We start from the raw sequence: 17,801 nt of genomic DNA, 5'->3' as shown, positions 1-17,801 counted from the left end.
CAGCTACACTTGAATTTGTCTCCACTCACCTGGCTGTAAGTCACCTAGCGTCACATCACCCATCGAATAGCGAATCAGACGAAGGGTAGGGAAGCCAATATTAGCGGTCATGCGGCGCACTTGGCGGTTACGGCCTTCAATAATGGTAATTGATAGCCATGTGGTTGGAATGTTGGCTCTGAAGCGAACTGGCGGGTTACGCTCCCACACTTGAGGTTCTTCCATCACTTCAACTTTCGCCGGAAGTGTCATGCCATCCTTTAGTTCAACACCTTTACGGAGCTTGTCTAAATCCGCCTCTGATGGCGCGCCGTCAACTTGCACCCAGTATGTCTTTGGTGATTTAGATTTAGGTTGCGTCAGTTTGGCTTGCAAGATGCCATCATTGGTTAGAACTAATAGGCCTTCGCTATCTCTATCAAGCCTACCTGCGGCGTAAACATCTTTGACGGTAATAAAGTCGGCCAAGGTTTTTCTGCCATCACCATCAGTGAACTGGCTTAGAGTGTCATAAGGCTTATTGAACACGATGACCTTACGATTTTCAGGTGCGATCTTGGGTTTAGTGTTCGTCGGTTTTCTACGATTTTTCGAGGAATGTTTATTCACTCCTTTCGCTGAAGAGGGACGTTTAAAACCGGAATTCCCGCGACGTGGTGAAGAGGGTTTAGAGTCACGTTGTGAACGTGGCGACATGTTAACTACCTTGCAAAAATGTAAACGAAGTGTGGGTAAAACTTTTAACGGGATGCGGAATAAGCTACCATTTGCGCGCCCGAAAACAGGATTGGCGAACAAGATAATAGACTATTCTTTCAATTTTGTTTAATTATATTGAGGGTCTGTTGACCTTTTGAGATGACTTTTGCAGCAGTTTGTGGGTGCTTTATACAAGGCAGAGGTTTTGAAATGTAGTTGTTCTACCTGATAAGCCGATAACGCAGTAGAAAGGAGCCACAAACGCTGCCCGAAGGGTTCGGCTAAAAGCGTTTTATTCTTTGTTAAGAGGTATTTTGCTTAGAGTGATTAGGCGGCAAACCTCTCGCCGCGACTAAAACGCTTTTATCTCGAACAAAATTTAACCTCAAAAGGTTAACAGACCCTGATCGCTCTCAAGGATGTCACTGACTAAGTGACGAAAACAAAAAGAGACGGACAAATCGCAACAAGTGAGGGGATTATTCATAACTTGTTAGCGGACACACACATAGGACCTACACTCAACAGGTCCGGTTAGAACAATAGGGAAATTTCATGCCTACAGAAAAACCTACAATTATTTACACTATTACTGATGAAGCACCTGCGCTAGCAACCTACTCACTACTACCGATTATTCAATCGTTTACTGCTTCTTCAGGAATCAATGTCGACACTCGTGATATCTCTCTAGCTGGGCGTATTATTGCAAACTTCCCAGAGCACCTAACAGACGAGCAACGCATTGGTGATGCACTAGCTGAGCTAGGCGAACTGGCAAAAACACCAGAAGCAAACATCATTAAGCTGCCAAACATTTCAGCGTCAATTCCTCAGTTGAAAGCAGCGATCAAAGAGCTACAAGACAAAGGTTACAACCTACCTAACTACCCTGAAGAGCCAAGCACGTACGAAGAAGAAGCGATTAAAGCGACGTACGACAAGATCAAAGGTAGTGCAGTAAACCCAGTTCTACGTGAAGGTAACTCTGACCGTCGTGCTCCATTATCTGTAAAGAACTATGCGAAGAAGAACCCACACTCAATGGGTGCATGGTCTGCGGACTCTAAGTCACATGTTTCTAGCATGTCTGGTAACGATTTCTTCGGTAGCGAAAAATCGCACACAGTAGAAGGTGCAACAGAGGTAAAAATTGAGTTTGTTGCAGCCGACGGCGCAGTAAAAGAGCTTAAAGGCGCTTTCCCACTTCAAGATAAAGAGATCATCGATTGTTCAGTAATGAACAAGAAAGCACTGGTTGAGTTCTTCGAAGCACAAATTGCCGAAGCAAAAGAGCAAGACGTTCTGCTGTCTCTGCATATGAAAGCGACCATGATGAAAGTATCTGACCCAGTGATCTTTGGTCACGCGGTTAAGGTTTACTACAAAGACGTTTTCGCGAAATACGGTGATGTATTCGAGAAGCTAGGTGTCGATGTCAACAACGGTATTGGTGACGTTTACGCTAAGATTCAAGCACTTCCTGCTGCTCAAAAAGAAGAGATCGAAGCTGCACTACAGGCGGTATACGAAACTCAGCCACCGCTAGCAATGGTTGATTCAGACCGTGGTATCACCAACCTACACGTACCAAGTGACATCATTGTTGACGCTTCTATGCCTGCAATGCTGCGTTCATCTGGTCAAATGTGGGGCCCAGATGGCAAGCAGAAAGATACCAAAGCGATGATCCCTGATCGTAGCTACGCGGGTATCTATCAAGCAGTTATCGACTTCTGTAAAGAAAACGGTGCGTTCGATCCTACTACTATGGGTAGTGTACCGAATGTGGGCCTAATGGCTCAGAAAGCAGAAGAGTACGGCTCACACGACAAGACATTCATTCTAGATACGGCGGGCACTGTTCGAGTGGTTGACGCTTCTGGTGCGGTGCTGCTTGAGCAATCTGTTGAGGAAGGCGATATCTTCCGTATGTGTCAGGTTAAAGACGCTCCGATTCAAGATTGGGTGAAACTAGCGGTAACTCGCGCTCGTGCGACAGGTGTACCAGCAGTATTCTGGTTAGATGAAAACCGCGCACACGATGCTCAGCTTATCAAGAAAGTGAATGCCTACTTACCGAACCACGATACTTCTGGTCTAGAGATTAAGATCCTAGCACCACTAGAAGCGTGTCAGTTCTCACTTGTTCGAATCAAACAAGGTCAGGATACAATTTCAGTAACAGGTAACGTACTACGTGACTACCTAACTGACTTGTTCCCAATTCTTGAGCTTGGTACTTCGGCTAAGATGCTATCGATTGTGCCACTAATGAATGGTGGCGGCCTATTTGAAACAGGCGCTGGTGGCTCTGCACCTAAGCACGTTCAGCAGGTTGAAAAAGAAAACCACCTACGTTGGGACTCTTTAGGCGAGTTCCTAGCGCTAGCGGCTTCTCTAGAGCATCTAAGCACAGTAACTGGTAACGCGAAAGCGCAAGTTTTGGCTGACGCACTAGATAAAGCGACGGGTGACTTCTTAGACAATAACAAGTCGCCATCACGCCGTGTGGGTGAGCTAGATAACCGTGGTAGCCACTACTACCTAGCAACATACTGGGCACAAGCGCTTGCAGCTCAAACAACGGATGCTGATCTCGCTGCTGAGTTTGCTCCGATTGCACAAGCACTCTCTTCAAACGAAGAGAAGATTGTTGCAGAGCTAAATGGCGCACAAGGTGTTGCGGGTGAACTAGGTGGTTACTACGCACCTGAGTTTGATAAGGCTGCGCCTCTGATGCGTCCGAGTGCGACACTCAATGGTGTTATCAACGGCTAATCCAAGCTACATAAATAACTAAACCCGCCAAATGGCGGGTTTTTTAGTTTTTAAACGATTTAAACTTTGTTTAAGTTGGGCAGCGGTTATTTTGCTGGTTGAGCCTCAACCGGAACCACAGAGCTAGCGTGATAGCCTTTAGGTCCTTCTTCCACTTCAAAACTCACTTGTTGGCCAGCTTTCAGAGTACGATAACCGTCCATTTTAATGGTGGAGTAGTGCGCGAACACATCACCATCTTCTCCTTCTGGACAAATAAAACCAAATCCTTTGGCGTTGTTAAACCATTTTACTGTACCTGTAGCCATGCTATACATCCCTCATGCATATTGTTACTGATGTTGTTTAAGTGCTTACATTGAATCCTTGTAAACAGAAAGTGAATTATCATTCAGCCGCTGCCAAATTTTTAGTCACTATTTGACCAATGTAGCCAATGATTGGTCACAGTCAATAGGAAAAAGGTATTATAGTCTACATATTTGCAAACAAATCACTTTTGAGATTTACATTTTTGCAACTTGCAAACTACTCATTTGAGCTCAAGTATAGACGCTGTGAATGGTTTTTGGTTTCTTTTTAATCAATTAGATACAGCTCTTCCGATAAGTGAAATCTTTTATTTGCAGCGACTCAATTGCTGCATTAGTCTCTAAGTAAGGACAAAATTTTTTAGAAGTATTTTGTTCTAAATAGTAAGAACTAAATTCAAAACTTTCGCTCCATGAAGTGGTAAAATTAACAGAGACAAAAACATTAACAACGATGAGTCATGAGCAAACATTTTGAATGGGTCACTCCCGGATCCGATCTGCTGGAGTTAGAAAAAACAAAAGTTAAGCCACCATCTATGTATAACGTCGTGTTAAATAACGATGATTACACTCCGATGGACTTTGTGATTGAAATCCTAGAGCGCTTTTTTTCTATGGATATCGACAAGGCGACACAAGTGATGCTCAAGGTGCATTATGAAGGCAAGGCAATTTGTGGCACGTATACTGCAGAAGTTGCTGAGACGAAGGTAGCGCAAGTTACTATGTATTCGAAAGAGAATGAGCATCCTTTGCTTTGTACAATGGAACAAGCATAACGCTTGTTCGAGCAACCTAAGTTGTTCTTAAAGGAGGTACTTATGCTGAATAAAGAATTGGAGTCGAGTCTGAACGGCGCATTTGCTCGCGCTAGAGACAAAAGACATGAGTTTATGACCGTCGAGCACCTCCTGTTAGCATTGCTAGAAAACGATGCTGCGCGAGAGGCCCTGCAAGCGTGTCAGGCAGATATCGAGGCCCTTCGCGGTGAACTCGATGTATTCATTGATCAAACTACACCTCTTATCCCAGAAAACGACGAAACTCGCGAAACGCAACCCACTTTGAGTTTCCAACGCGTTTTGCAAAGAGCTGTGTTCCATGTTCAGTCATCAGGACGCAGTGAAGTCACAGGTGCAAATGTGCTGGTGGCTATTTTTAGTGAACAAGAGTCTCATGCGGCTTACCTTCTTAAGAAAAATGATATCAGTCGCTTAGATATTGTTAACTTTATTTCTCATGGTATTACCAAAGCCTCTAGCTCAGGCGACGAGCCTTCTTCTTCAGATTCCTTTGGTAGTGAGAGCGTTGAAGAAACTGGTTCAGAAGAACGTCTAGAAAGCTTCGCAACCAACTTGAATCAGCTCGCTAAACAAGGCCAGATCGACCCACTGATTGGTCGTGACAAAGAGTTAGAGCGCACTATCCAAGTATTATGTCGCCGCCGTAAAAATAACCCGCTTCTTGTTGGTGAAGCCGGTGTCGGTAAAACGGCGATCGCAGAAGGTCTTGCTTGGAGAATTGTTGAAGGTCAAGTTCCAGATATTATCGCAGATAGCGTTATCTACTCGTTAGATATCGGTTCACTTCTTGCGGGCACTAAATATCGTGGTGATTTCGAGAAACGCTTTAAGGCCATTTTGAAGCAGCTTGAAAAAGAAGAAGATGCGATTCTATTTATCGACGAGATCCACACCATTATCGGTGCCGGTGCGGCTTCTGGTGGTCAAGTTGATGCTGCCAACTTAATTAAACCTCTACTGAGTAGCGGTAAGTTACGCTGTATCGGTTCGACAACTTATCAAGAGTACAGCAACATCTTTGAGAAAGAGCGCGCGCTGTCTCGACGCTTCCAGAAGATTGATATCGTTGAGCCATCTCTAGATGACACCACTAAGATCTTAATTGGCCTGAAACCTAAGTATGAAGCTCACCATGAAGTGCGTTACACCAATAAAGCGCTTCGTGCTGCGGTTGAGCTTTCTGCCAAATACATCAATGAACGCCACTTACCTGATAAAGCGATCGATGTGATTGATGAAGCGGGTGCGCGTAGTCGTCTAGCACCAGCCAGTCGTCGTAAGAAAACAGTTGGCGTAGCCGATATTGAGGCGATGGTCGCTAAAATGGCTCGTATCCCAGAGAAGTCTGTTTCATCATCAGATAAAGAGATTCTGCAAAATCTAGATGAGAAGATGAAGATGTTGGTGTTTGGTCAAGACGATGCGATTGATGTGCTCAGTGAAGCGATCAAGCTGACTCGTGCGGGCCTTGGCGCGGACAATAAACCGGTAGGTTCATTCTTATTTGCAGGCCCTACAGGGGTGGGTAAAACAGAAGTCACCGTGCAGCTTTCTAAGCTATTAGGCATCGAACTACTTCGCTTCGATATGTCTGAGTATGGTGAGCGTCACTCTGTCAGCCGCTTGATTGGTGCGCCTCCTGGTTATGTTGGTTATGACCAAGGTGGTCTGCTTACTGATGCGGTTATCAAGCATCCTCACTCTGTCGTGTTACTTGATGAGATTGAGAAAGCTCACCCAGATATCTTTAATCTGTTATTGCAGGTGATGGACAACGGTACACTGACTGACAACAACGGCCGTAAAGCGGACTTCCGTAACGTTATCGTCGTGATGACGACTAACGCGGGCGTTCAGATGACAGAGAAGAAATCGATCGGCTTGATCCAACAAGATCACAGTCACGATGCTATGTCTGAAATCAAGAAGGTATTTACCCCTGAGTTCCGTAACCGTCTTGATAACATCATCTGGTTCAACAGCTTAGATGAACATGTAATCCACCAAGTTGTCGATAAGTTTATCGTAGAGCTGCAAGCTCAGCTTGATGTACGTGGTGTGTCGCTTGAAGTATCAGATGATGCTCGTCACTGGTTAGCGCTGAAAGGCTATGACAAGGCGATGGGTGCTCGCCCAATGGGTAGAGTAATTCAAGATCAGGTTAAAAAGCCTTTAGCCAACGAACTACTGTTTGGTTCTTTGGTTGACGGTGGTACGGTGAAAGTTGATCTTAAAGGCGATGAGCTCAAGTTTAAATACTTAAGCGAGAAAGAAGCCGCCATTCATTAACCATCTTAGATAGGTAAACTTAAGCCGGAGCAACTGCTCCGGTTTTTTATTTGTGTAACTTTAGATATCTGGAGAGAGCCTAACAAAATACGCTTTTTAGTATGGTATATGATTCATCCATCTCTAAAGGAACAGTCTGCTCGGTTTGGAATCCAAGGTCAGGATAGGTTTTGATACGTTCAAAATCCCCAAGCATTGCTGTGACCGTCATGTCTAAATCGATATCATCATTGAAGTAGTCACAGAATGAAGTCTTTGGCGACGTAACGCAAACGTGTTGATATGAGACTGGCCATTGTTTGGCAAACGTTGCGTATGTACGCCTTTCCATATAGGGCTTCTGGACCAAAATGAACGACTTAAAATCTTCACCTGATTGCTTCATTAGCTGATAGGTAAGCTGTACATTCTCGCCGGTGTTAGTCGCCTTGTCCTCGATAAGGATACTGTCCGCAGGCACACCCATATCGCGCGCCACGTTAGCAAAGGTTTGTGCTTCCGATGATTCAAACACACCTTCGGTAAGGCGACCGATACCTCCTGAGAAAACAAGCTTTTTGGCCCATCCTTCCAGAAACAATTGAGCGGCATGTTCGGCGACTCTTATGTCGTTGCTACCCAAAACAAAGATACAGTCAGATTTTTTTAGCGAGTGATTAAGCTGCATGTAAGACCAAAGTCGCTCGATGTGTTGATATAGTTTTAGCTGGCTCATAACTTGCCCTTTGGTGGTTAAACCAACTCTAATGTGTGTTGGTAGTGGAATCGGTAACCTAGACTTACCAACTTATTGGCGATAATTTTCTTGTCAGGATGCTGGGTAACGGGTGGTAGAGGTTCAGTTGACTCGACACTATTTAAAGCCGCTTGATAAAACTCTGCTTTACTCACCGTGTTAGGCGTCGTCGCGTTAACGACTTCAGATGTATTATTCAAAGCCATAAAACTTACCGCACCAATCGCATCTTGCAAGTGAATCATGTTGGCAGGGGCAAGCTCGCTGACTTGTTTTAGTCTGCTAGCAAATCTTGAAGGGTGACGGTCTGGGCCAACCAATCCGCTACATCGCACAATGGCAAACTTCATCCCTGAACTAATCAAAGCGTCCTCGGCTTGAAGCATAATCGTGGCGTTGTCGCTAAAATCAGTATTTCCCTCAGCGATAGCAAGCGAGGCGTCTTCTTCGGTCATGTCAGTGGCGAGGCTAGGGTAGACGGTGGTTGAACTGACCATGATTACGCGAGAGACACCATTTTGTTTAGCCGCTTCAATTAGCGCTTTCCATTGGTTGACGTATTGCTGTCCACCGCCTTTACGAAACCCAGGAGGGAAGCACCCAATGACGATCTCGCTTGGGAAATGTGTCAGATGGCGACCAAGTTCTTCTCCACCACTATTGAGATCGCATTTAAAACTATCAAGCCCGTCTTGTTGTAGCGTTGCAACACCCTCAGAGGTAGTTTTACTCACATACACTTTATGACCAATAGACGTTAAATACTGGGCTAAAGGCTTTCCAAGCCAACCGCCTCCGACAATTGAGAGTGTTTTCATTGTTGCGCCCTTGATAGTAGCTTACGCAGTTCACTGCGTAACAGTTGATGTATCGGCTTAAAGCCGTAGCCTTGATGTTGTATTACATCGACATTCGCTTGCCAGCATAGCTGTTCATAACGAATGGGGATTCTGGTAATTTTGCCATTGTCCTCATACGCAGAAGCGATATGTGTAGGTAAGAATCCCCACCCAAAGCCTTTGCTGATTAATTCCAATAAGACGTAATAGCTATCTGCGTACCACAGTTCTGGACTATGAGCTTGCTGGAATCCACTTACTTTGGCATTTCTAGAGCGTAACAACAATTGCCTATGAAGCAACAATTGGTCGATGTTCTCAGAGAGTTGATTTGCAAGGGGATGTGTCTGACCAACGTAGAGGTCAAATTCGATATGTCCAACGGATTCAAAATCAATATTCGGTGGAAGCTCTATCTCAGAAAAAACAATACCAGTTGTCACTCGTTTTTCTGCAACAAGATCAATAATGTCGATACTTGAGGCAACTAGTATTTCCACTTTAAGGTTAGGAAAAGAGCATGACACAGTCTCAAGTGACTGAGAAAAATTGTCTAGTGGTATCCCTTCATCGATGGCAATGCTGATGCTCGATTCCTCGTCTTTAAACAGTGAGGCTGAGCACTCTACCAATCGCTTATGCTGCTTTAGTGTGGCGTTGGCATGAGGAAGCAGCTTTATACCTTCTTCGGTTAACGCGGGGTAGCGTCCATCTCGGTTAAACAGTTCAACACCACAATCAAGCTCTAGATTCATAATATGCTGGCTGATGGCGGATTGAACTTTTCCCGACTTTCGTGCGGCTGCTGAGAAGGAGCCCGTTTCAACGGTGGCAACAAAAGCCTCTAACTGCTCAATACTAAACATATCGTTTTTACTAATGGTATCTAACTTTTAAGTATCTTGATTATAGATGAATATACGCCCACTGTTTGTGATTAAAGAGAGAAAATATTATGCAAACTAAAGAACGTATCTTCCACGCACTGTTTTTCGAGCTGATTGCTTTAGCACTCATTATTCCAATAGCGTCTATGTTTTCAGGCAAAGGGGCGAGTGAGTTGGTAGTGGTTGGCGTCGGGTTGAGTTTGTTTACGGTAGTGTGGAACTATTTTTATAACATTGGCTTTGACCGTCTATGCCAAACGCCTAGAGCAGAGCGCTCACTATCAACCCGTATTTGGCATACGGTCGGTTTTGAGGGCGGATTAATTTTTATTACCTTACCGACGATAGCTTGGTTCTTAAATATCACTTACTTCCAAGCACTTATGCTAGAAGCGGGATTTCTCGTGTTCTTTTTCTTTTACGCGACCGGTTTCAACTGGCTCTACGATCGTCTTCAACCATACAAATGGTGCTTTGAACGCGCCTAGATAAATAAACCACTGTGCCTATTATTAACTATGTAGGTGGTGTCTGCCTGCAAGTTAGAGGTGAGCATGAAGTGGTTGTTAGCGGTAGTACTCATTATCAGCGTATTTCCTAGTGGGGCGACTCAGCGAGTGTATATGACTTCGCTCGAGTGGCCCCCATATTCAGGAGAAGAACTCGAAGGGTATGGTTTATCTGTTTCCGTCGCGCGCGAAGCGTTTGCAGCAATGGGCTACGAGCTTATTATCGAATTTAAACCTTGGGTACGTGCTGTTGCGCTTGCCAGCAAAAGCGATAAGTATGTTGGTTACTTTCCAGAATATTACTTTAAAACAGACGAGTTTGTTTTCTCAGACTCTATTGGCAGTGGGCCGTTAGGGCTGGTTGAGAACATCAAGTTTCCGATTGAGTGGAGCTCTTTGGAAGATCTAACCTTATATCGGATTGGTGTCGTCCAAGGATATGTGAATACGGCTGAGTTTGACTTGCTAGTTGAAGAAGGAATGATTCAGGTGGAAGCATCAGCTAACGATATTCGCAACATTTATAAAGTGGCTAAAGGTCGCCTCGATGCTGCAGTCATCGATTCAAATGTACTCGATTATCTCATTGGCATTGATCCTAGAGCGGATATGCTAGGTAATCGGGTTAAAATGAACAGCCGCTTGCTTGAGAGCAAAGAGCTGTATTTGGCATTCAAAAACACACCAGAGGGACACAACTGGCGCGATGTATTTAATGAGGGGTTAAAGAAAATTGATCTTTCCTCTATTGTCGAGAGATACAACCGTTACCTCTCGACAATCAAAGGCATCAATTCTCCTATTGTGCCTTATCGCGCTAACTAGAAAGGACTCTTAGTGCTTTATCAGCGTGTTCCGCCATTTCGATACCTTCATCAGTCAGATACCCACCGTCAGGCAAAGTACATAACCCTTTTTCGTAAAGGCGTTGAACTGCCGCCTGCATCTCTTCAGTCGCTTCATGATGAACCTTAATACCCGTCGCAGCGCTGCTGATGTCAAACTGGAGTAATAGGTTTAGTTCAGACATATGTTCAGGCGTAAATTTCATATTTGAATCCTTTTCGAAAGTACTGATTTCAACTTAATCATGAAGTTACAAATCGGCAATGTTACGAGTTGAGAAGTGTTAGCTAAGCCTTACTTTCGCTACAGGAATCGCTAGGATTGATTAGGAGTTGTCCAATCGCATTGTGAATAGATCAGAATCAAAGATTCTTGTCTGTTTTTGTTGGTTAGTAGCACGTGGAGTATGTCGTAATGCCGATAATGAATAATAATAGCGATTAATATGAAAAATAAGACTAAAGTCGTATGAGATCAAAAAATGGACGTTGAATGGCTTATTAACTTATTGATATAAATAAATTGTTTGTTCATTTCTGAAAACTAATTTAGAGATTTTTAGTCGTTGATTTTTAGAGTTTGGTGGGAGTTTTCTTTGAACTAATAACATTTTGCTATGTAAGGTTAATTAACGCTTGAATTTGGATAAAAATCGAGTAATTATCCGCCTCCATTAATCCACTTGTTGCAAAATGTTTCACCCATGATGAACTTAAACCACCAGTTTGATTCTCTACTTCCACCGCAAATGGCTGAGCGTGCTGCTGAAATCGGCGTAGGCAAAGCAACCAAAGATCCGGTTAAATCCTTTCTTTTAGCTATCTCAGCAGGCATCCACATTGGTATCGCTTTCGTCTTCTATACGATTGTAACCACGGGTGCCGGCGATTTACCTTGGGGAATTACTCGACTACTTGGTGGGTTAGCTTTTAGTTTAGGGCTGATTCTAGTGGTCGTGACAGGCGGAGAATTGTTTACTAGCTCGGTGCTAACTTTAGTCGCGCGCGCAAGTGGCAAAATCTCTTGGAAGATGCTGTTTAAGCACTGGGCAGTCGTGTACGCCGGTAACTTAGTTGGAGCCTTGTTGTTGGTCATCTGTATGCTTCTGACTAAGCAATACATGTTCGATCATGGCCAAGTCGGTTTGAATGCAATGGCGATCTCTCAGCACAAACTACATCACACCTTCCTTTCTGCGGTTGCGCTTGGCGTCATGTGTAATGTTCTAGTATGTATCGCGGTGTGGATGACTTTCAGTGGCCGTACGCTAACTGACAAAATCGCGGTGATGATCCTGCCAGTTGCCATGTTTGTTTCCGCAGGCTTTGAACACTGTATCGCTAACATGTTCCAAGTGCCTATGGCTATTGGGATCAAGAATTTTGCCCCAGCGGAATTCTGGCAGATGACAGGTGCAAACATTGCCGATTACGCCGACCTAAATATGATCGACTTTATTACCAATAACCTAATCCCAGTGACACTTGGCAATATCATCGGTGGTGGTGTCTTCGTTGGCATGTGGTACTGGCTCATCTACCTGCGCGACTAGCTCATTCTTTACTTATTTGAAGGCTCACTAGACGTGGGCCTTTTTAATGCCAGCTATCCACTTCAGCACTAAAAATCTCTTCTATCGCGACTATCTGCTCTGGTTCGTCGATCAGCCAATCTTGGGCGTTGCTCAGTTCTATCTCTGCAACATCCGCACAATGAGTCTTGGTTAGGTTTAGCATAACGCCCTCCTTAGGTTAGCTAGTTTGAACCTAGACGCTTTGAATGACAGTTTTATTACGCTATTCGAATTAAATTATATGCGTATGAATGCAAAGAAAATTTTTATCGAGATTTTACTTGAACTCTGGCTAGACCAGTTGTTTCCTAGGTATCACCACGGTTATCCACAGAATCTGTGGATAAGATCTTGTGGGTGGCGGATCGACGCTTAAAGATCATTCGTTTGCTTTGATCTTAACCAGCACTCTTCCTTCGTTATTAATGCATTTCGTGATTGTCAGTTGTAAAGAGAGCATGACAGAGAGAGACATCATCACCAGAATAGCCACCATAATCAGAATCTGATATTTGATAGCGACTAGTGGGCTTGCTCCGCCTAAAATTTGTCCAGTCATCATGCCTGGCAAGGTAACTAATCCCGTTGTGCTCATTGTGGCTAGAGTAGGAGCGAGTGATCGTCGCATCGCCTCTTGCACAAAAGGTAGCGTGGCATATTTAGGAGAGGCTCCGAGTGAGATAGCGGCCTCGTATTCACTTTTTCTCTCATCTAATGCGGTAAATACGTTCTGCAGTGCGACAATATTACCACTCATAGAGTTGCCCAGCAGCATCCCTGCCAATGGGATCATATATTGGGCGCTATATAGGGGTTGTGGTTGAATCACAAGCACTGAGATAATCGTAAGCATAGGGAATAGCCCAGCGGTTAGGGCGATTGTGACTGGCAGCAACAGGGCTTTCTTGGGCAATCTAGCTTTACCGACAATAGCGCTGGCACCGATCAATGTCATTAACAACAGCCAAAGTGCATTGATGGCTAAGCTATTCAATTGAAAAAGGTATTGCAGATAGAAACCGACCATGAGCAATTGCAGTGTCATTCGAGAGACACTTGCAATGATTTCGTTGCCGATCTTGAGTTTGTAGTGTTGGCTTATTAGCAGCGGTATAACGAGTAGGCTAAAAAACAGTGCCAATACTGACCAAGAAATATCTACCACACTATCCATATATCCCCCTCACGAACACCGCATATTGTACGCGAATTTGTTGTTCAGTCACCCCATCTCGAAGGCCGAGCACGATTGACTAAATCGCCGTAAGTTGTAACAAATTAGTTACATTTGAACTAGAATTACCACGTAATATGTGTGCCTCTAAAGTGGTAGATGTTTTCTTTTGTCATTGAAATGTTGCGTAAGGTGGTTGAATTTTACCGGCTTGTTTCCGTTAACAATTAATCATATTTAGTGGCAAATTTATATATAAAAACACGATCAAACACATCTCTGGATGAGCTCAAAAAAGTGTTGAATAACAAGGCTGGAAAGGGCGGATTTGATTGAACCCTACGATTAGTATGGTCTAACATTTCTTCTTAGAGATAGAAAAATAATTGGCTCGATGACAAGAGCTAACCAAAAACACTAGATACAAAATAGGCAAATGTATGAGTGATGTTAACAAAATCGAGAGTGGTGAAAAACGCTCTCTGGAGTGGAAGTCATTCCTCTTCATCGCGGTTGTTCTCTTCCCAGTTTTAAGTGTGGCATTCGTAGGTGGCTACGGATTCCTAGTATGGATGCTTCAAGTATTCGTAATGGGACCACCTGGGGCCCATGGCATGTAAGCCATTGAGCTCAATTCCACATTTTTATAAAAATTTTAAGAGAGCAAACCATGAAATCATTGATTGTTAAACTGTGGCGCACCATGACGCGCCCAGCGGTTCATATCAGCCTAGGTGTGCTGACGATGGGCGGCTTTATCGCGGGTGTTATCTTCTGGGGTGGTTTCAACACTGCACTAGAAGCAACAAATACTGAAGAGTTCTGTATCAGCTGTCACACCATGCGTGACAATGTATACGTTGAGCTACAAGAAACCGTTCACTGGAAAAACCACTCTGGTGTGCGCGCGACTTGTCCTGACTGTCACGTTCCTCATAACTGGACAGACAAAATTGCACGTAAGATGCAGGCTTCTAAAGAAGTATTCGCACAAGTATTTGGTAACTATGATGAACCAGGTGTGTTTGAAGAGCGTCGTATCGAGCTTGCTAAACATGAATGGGATCGTTTCTCAGCAAACAAATCCCTAGAGTGTAAAAACTGTCACAACTATGAATCGATGGACTTCGAGCAAATGTCTCCAACGGCTCGTATCCAGATGAAGCAAGCGGCAGAAAAAGATCAGAGCTGTGTTGACTGTCACAAAGGTATTGCCCACAAACTGCCTGCTGGTATGGATAGCATTGGTGGTATCGTTGGCGATCTAGAATCTCTAGCTTCTAACACTAGCTATGCGGCAGGCCAAACACTAGTGAGCGTGCGTCACCTACCTATTTACTTTGACGCTGAAGGTCAAAAAGAAGCCGGTCTTCTAAATCCAGCTTCTTCAGTAAAAGTACTGGAAGAGAAAGGCGAATTTGTTTCAATCGAAATCGACGGCTGGCGTAAAGCAAAAGGCTTTGGTCGTGTAATCCAAGAAGACTTTGGTAAAAACATTGCTGTTGCGTCTCTTCTTAAAGAAGCATCAACAGACGATAGCATTGTGACGACTGGCGAGAAGAAAGTGGATGAGCTGACAGGTCTTCCATGGGAGAAAGTGGCAGCAACAGTATGGCTGAAGAAAGAGTCAATGTTGAACGACATCACTCCAGTTTGGGAAAAATCGAAAGAAGCGTATAAGACAAACTGTTCTGTATGTCACACCCAACCAGATGAAGCGCACTTCGATGCGAACACTTGGCCAGGTATGTTCGACGGTATGCTTGCGTTCGTTAACCTAGATACAGATAGTGAAGCACTGATCTTGAAGTACCTACAGAAGCACTCTTCAGATTATGCTGAAGGCCACCACTAATAAGCGTCAGACGGAGTATTTGAAATGGCTATTACACGAAGAAGTTTTCTAAAAGGTGTAGCGACAACGAGCGCAGCATCAGTCATCGGTCCAAGCTTATTAGCATCTGCTTCTGCAAGCGCTGCGGAAACGACAGGGACTTGGAAGGTAACTGGTTCACACTGGGGCGCATTCCGCGCCCACATCTACGCGGGTAAAGTTCAAGAAATCAAACCGCTAGAAACAGATAAAAACCCAACAGAGATGCTGAACGGCATCAAAGGTATTATCTACAGCCCATCACGTGTACGTTACCCTATGGTGCGTCTAGATTGGCTGAAGAAACATAAATACAGCGCAGAGACACGTGGTGACAACCGTTTCATCCGTGTTACTTGGGATGAAGCATTAGATCTGTTCTACCGTGAACTAGAGCGTGTGCAAAAAGACTACGGTCCTTGGGCACTGCATGCAGGTCAAACGGGTTGGAACCAAACTGGTGCTTTCAACAACTGTACTGCGCACATGCAGCGCGCGGTTGGTATGCACGGTAACTTCATCACTAAAGTAGGTGACTACTCGACAGGTGCTGGTCAAACGATTCTGCCATACGTACTAGGTTCAACAGAAGTATACGCACAAGGTACTTCTTGGTCTGAAATTCTAGAAAATGCAGACAACATCATTCTTTGGGCAAATGACCCAGTTAAGAACCTGCAAGTAGGTTGGAACTGTGAAACTCACGAGTCTTTTGACTACTTAGCTCAACTAAAACAGAAAGTAGCAAAAGGCGAGATCAACGTACTTTCTGTTGACCCAGTGAAGAACAAGACTCAGCGTTACCTAGAGAACGACCATCTGTACATTAACCCAATGACAGACGTTGCCTTCATGCTGGCTGTGGCACACGTTCTTTACAACGAAGACCTTTACGACAAGAAGTTTATCGACACTTACTGTCTAGGTTTTGATGAGTTCATTCAGTACGTTCAGGGTGAAACCAAAGATAAAGTGGTGAAAACACCTGAATGGGCTGCGGAAATCTGTGGCGTGAAAGCGGACAAGATTCGTGAGTTTGCACGTATGCTTGTAAGCGGCCGTACTCAGATCCTAATGGGCTGGTGTATCCAACGCCAAGAGCATGGTGAACAGCCATACTGGGCAGGTGCTGTCGTTGCTGCAATGGTTGGTCAAATTGGTCTACCTGGCGGTGGTATTTCTTACGGTCACCACTACTCAAGTATCGGTGTTCCTTCAACGGGCTTTGCGGGCCCTGGTGGTTTCCCTCGTAACCTAGATACGGGTATGAAGCCTAAATGGGACAACAATGACTTTAACGGTTACAGCCGCACTATTCCTGTGGCGCGCTGGATCGACTGTCTATTGGAGCCGGGTAAAGAGATCCGTTACAACGGTGGTAAAGTTAAACTGCCTGACTTTAAGATGATGGTTATCTCAGGTAACAACCCTTGGCACCACCACCAAGATCGTAACCGTATGAAGAAAGCATTCAAGAAACTTCAAACGGTTGTGACTGTTGAGTTTGCTTGGACTGCAACGTGTCGTTTCTCAGACATCGTACTGCCTGCTTGTACTCAGTGGGAGCGTAACGACATCGACGTATACGGTTCGTACTCAAGCAAAGGTTTGATCGCAATGCATCGCCTTGTGGATCCATTGTTCCAATCTAAGCCTGACTTCCAGATCATGAGTGAACTAACTCAACGCTTTGGTCGTCGTGACGAGTACACTCGTGGTATGAGCGAGATGGAATGGATCGAAAGCCTGTATAACGATTGTAAGAAAGCCAACGAAGGCAAGTTTGAGATGCCTGAATTTGCTGAGTTCTGGGAGAAAAGCGTACTAGACTTCGGTCAAGGTAAACCTTGGGTACGTCATGCGGATTTCCGTAAAGATCCTGAAATCAACGCTCTAGGCACGCCGTCTGGCTTCATCGAGATCACTTCTCGTAAGATCGGTCGTTACGGTTACGAGCACTGTCAAGAGCACCCAATGTGGTTCGAGAAATCAGAACGTTCACACGGTGGTCCTGGTTCAGACAAACACCCGTACTGGCTACAGTCTTGTCACCCAGATAAGCGTCTGCACTCTCAGATGTGTGAATCTGAAGAGTTCCGCGCAACGTACGCGGTACAAGGTCGTGAACCTGTTTACATCAACCCTGTGGATGCGAAAGCGAAGGGTATCAAAGATGGTGACCTAGTGCGCGTCTTCAATGACCGTGGTCAGCTTCTAGCAGGTGCTGTGGTGACTGATAGCTACCCTCGCGGTGTTATCCGTATCGAGGAAGGTGCATGGTATGGTCCTCTAAACGAGAAAGAAGGCGCTATCTGTACTTACGGCGATCCAAACACGCTAACTCAAGACATCGGTTCTTCAGAGCTAGCACAGGCGACATCGGCAAACACGTGTATCGTGAACTTCGAGAAGTTCACTGGTAAAGTTCCGCCAGTGACGTCGTTCGGTGGCCCTATCGAAGTGGCATAATCGACACTA

Annotated in this window: 17 protein-coding genes; 9 read left to right on the top strand and 8 right to left on the bottom strand. The window is 44.7% G+C overall.

The features are described 5' to 3' along the window. Nucleotides 1-3 precede the first annotated feature (3 nt). Nucleotides 4-696: a pseudouridine synthase gene (locus AC6R00_RS14060; protein ID WP_500640803.1), complete on the bottom strand. Its 693-nt coding sequence runs from the start codon at nucleotides 694-696 to the stop codon at nucleotides 4-6. Between the two features lie 558 nt (nucleotides 697-1,254). Here AC6R00_RS14060 and AC6R00_RS14055 point away from each other — a divergent pair. After that, nucleotides 1,255-3,480 carry an NADP-dependent isocitrate dehydrogenase gene (locus AC6R00_RS14055; protein ID WP_494505261.1) on the top strand — a complete coding sequence of 742 codons (2,226 nt, stop codon included), beginning with the start codon at nucleotides 1,255-1,257 and terminating at the stop codon, nucleotides 3,478-3,480. 86 nt (nucleotides 3,481-3,566) lie between these two features. On the opposite strand, the gene cspD is transcribed toward AC6R00_RS14055, so the two are convergent. After that, nucleotides 3,567-3,788 carry a cold shock domain-containing protein CspD gene (gene cspD / locus AC6R00_RS14050; protein ID WP_004744316.1) on the bottom strand — a complete coding sequence of 74 codons (222 nt, stop codon included), beginning with the start codon at nucleotides 3,786-3,788 and terminating at the stop codon, nucleotides 3,567-3,569. Nucleotides 3,789-4,252: 464 nt separating this feature from the next. Here cspD and clpS point away from each other — a divergent pair, with 464 nt between their 5' ends. Both clpS and clpA read left to right on the top strand, forming a co-directional pair. Then, nucleotides 4,253-4,573 carry an ATP-dependent Clp protease adapter ClpS gene (clpS, locus tag AC6R00_RS14045; RefSeq protein WP_004744315.1) on the top strand — a complete coding sequence of 107 codons (321 nt, stop codon included), beginning with the start codon at nucleotides 4,253-4,255 and terminating at the stop codon, nucleotides 4,571-4,573. Between the two features lie 42 nt (nucleotides 4,574-4,615). Continuing rightward, complete coding sequence (clpA, locus tag AC6R00_RS14040) at nucleotides 4,616-6,886, top strand: ATP-dependent Clp protease ATP-binding subunit ClpA (RefSeq protein WP_004744314.1); 2,271 nt, start codon at nucleotides 4,616-4,618, stop codon at nucleotides 6,884-6,886. A gap of 79 nt (nucleotides 6,887-6,965) precedes the next feature. On the opposite strand, the gene AC6R00_RS14035 is transcribed toward clpA, so the two are convergent. The 3 genes from AC6R00_RS14035 to AC6R00_RS14025 are packed head-to-tail and all read right to left on the bottom strand — an operon-like array spanning nucleotide 6,966 to nucleotide 9,327. Further along, complete coding sequence (locus tag AC6R00_RS14035) at nucleotides 6,966-7,601, bottom strand: YdcF family protein (protein WP_500640802.1); 636 nt, start codon at nucleotides 7,599-7,601, stop codon at nucleotides 6,966-6,968. Between the two features lie 17 nt (nucleotides 7,602-7,618). Further along, on the bottom strand, nucleotides 7,619-8,440 hold the full coding sequence (locus tag AC6R00_RS14030) for an NAD(P)H-binding protein (RefSeq protein ID WP_500640801.1): 822 nt from the start codon (nucleotides 8,438-8,440) through the stop codon (nucleotides 7,619-7,621). Then, nucleotides 8,437-9,327 (bottom strand): LysR family transcriptional regulator, encoded by an 891-nt coding sequence (locus AC6R00_RS14025; protein ID WP_500640800.1) that lies wholly within the window; start codon nucleotides 9,325-9,327, stop codon nucleotides 8,437-8,439. The genes AC6R00_RS14030 and AC6R00_RS14025 overlap by 4 nt, the downstream gene beginning before the upstream one ends. Nucleotides 9,328-9,416: 89 nt before the next feature. On the opposite strand from AC6R00_RS14025, the gene AC6R00_RS14020 reads away from it, so the two are divergent. Next, on the top strand, nucleotides 9,417-9,836 hold the full coding sequence (locus tag AC6R00_RS14020) for a PACE efflux transporter (protein WP_500640799.1): 420 nt from the start codon (nucleotides 9,417-9,419) through the stop codon (nucleotides 9,834-9,836). Between the two features lie 66 nt (nucleotides 9,837-9,902). Beyond that, nucleotides 9,903-10,682, top strand: coding sequence for a substrate-binding periplasmic protein (locus AC6R00_RS14015; RefSeq protein WP_500640798.1), 780 nt, complete (start codon nucleotides 9,903-9,905; stop codon nucleotides 10,680-10,682). Here the strand turns inward: AC6R00_RS14015 and AC6R00_RS14010 are convergent. Further along, complete coding sequence (locus AC6R00_RS14010; RefSeq protein WP_004744307.1) at nucleotides 10,675-10,908, bottom strand: TIGR02647 family protein; 234 nt, start codon at nucleotides 10,906-10,908, stop codon at nucleotides 10,675-10,677. The genes AC6R00_RS14015 and AC6R00_RS14010 overlap by 8 nt on opposite strands. 501 nt (nucleotides 10,909-11,409) lie before the next feature. Between AC6R00_RS14010 and focA the strand changes: the two genes are divergently transcribed. Continuing rightward, nucleotides 11,410-12,255 carry a formate transporter FocA gene (gene focA, locus AC6R00_RS14005; protein ID WP_239855281.1) on the top strand — a complete coding sequence of 282 codons (846 nt, stop codon included), beginning with the start codon at nucleotides 11,410-11,412 and terminating at the stop codon, nucleotides 12,253-12,255. Between the two features lie 43 nt (nucleotides 12,256-12,298). On the opposite strand, the gene AC6R00_RS14000 is transcribed toward focA, so the two are convergent. Then, nucleotides 12,299-12,439 carry a hypothetical protein gene (locus AC6R00_RS14000; RefSeq protein ID WP_239855279.1) on the bottom strand — a complete coding sequence of 47 codons (141 nt, stop codon included), beginning with the start codon at nucleotides 12,437-12,439 and terminating at the stop codon, nucleotides 12,299-12,301. A 216-nt stretch (nucleotides 12,440-12,655) separates the two neighbouring features. After that, nucleotides 12,656-13,450 carry an ABC transporter permease gene (locus tag AC6R00_RS13995; RefSeq protein WP_500640797.1) on the bottom strand — a complete coding sequence of 265 codons (795 nt, stop codon included), beginning with the start codon at nucleotides 13,448-13,450 and terminating at the stop codon, nucleotides 12,656-12,658. A gap of 440 nt (nucleotides 13,451-13,890) precedes the next feature. On the opposite strand from AC6R00_RS13995, the gene torE reads away from it, so the two are divergent. From torE to torA, 3 genes are read left to right on the top strand one after another with little or no spacing between them, the layout of a single operon-like run. Further along, on the top strand, nucleotides 13,891-14,070 hold the full coding sequence (torE, locus tag AC6R00_RS13990) for a trimethylamine N-oxide reductase system protein TorE (protein ID WP_004744302.1): 180 nt from the start codon (nucleotides 13,891-13,893) through the stop codon (nucleotides 14,068-14,070). Between the two features lie 50 nt (nucleotides 14,071-14,120). Further along, nucleotides 14,121-15,305, top strand: coding sequence for a pentaheme c-type cytochrome TorC (gene torC, locus AC6R00_RS13985; protein WP_272786751.1), 1,185 nt, complete (start codon nucleotides 14,121-14,123; stop codon nucleotides 15,303-15,305). A 24-nt stretch (nucleotides 15,306-15,329) separates the two neighbouring features. Next, nucleotides 15,330-17,792 carry a trimethylamine-N-oxide reductase TorA gene (torA, locus tag AC6R00_RS13980; protein ID WP_500640796.1) on the top strand — a complete coding sequence of 821 codons (2,463 nt, stop codon included), beginning with the start codon at nucleotides 15,330-15,332 and terminating at the stop codon, nucleotides 17,790-17,792. Nucleotides 17,793-17,801: the final 9 nt, after the last annotated feature.

It is taken from the genome of Vibrio sp. R10-SF1-ISO8 (assembly GCF_059833805.1).
Note: the sequence above shows the minus strand (reverse complement) of the source record. Positions and strands in the feature narration are given on the sequence as shown.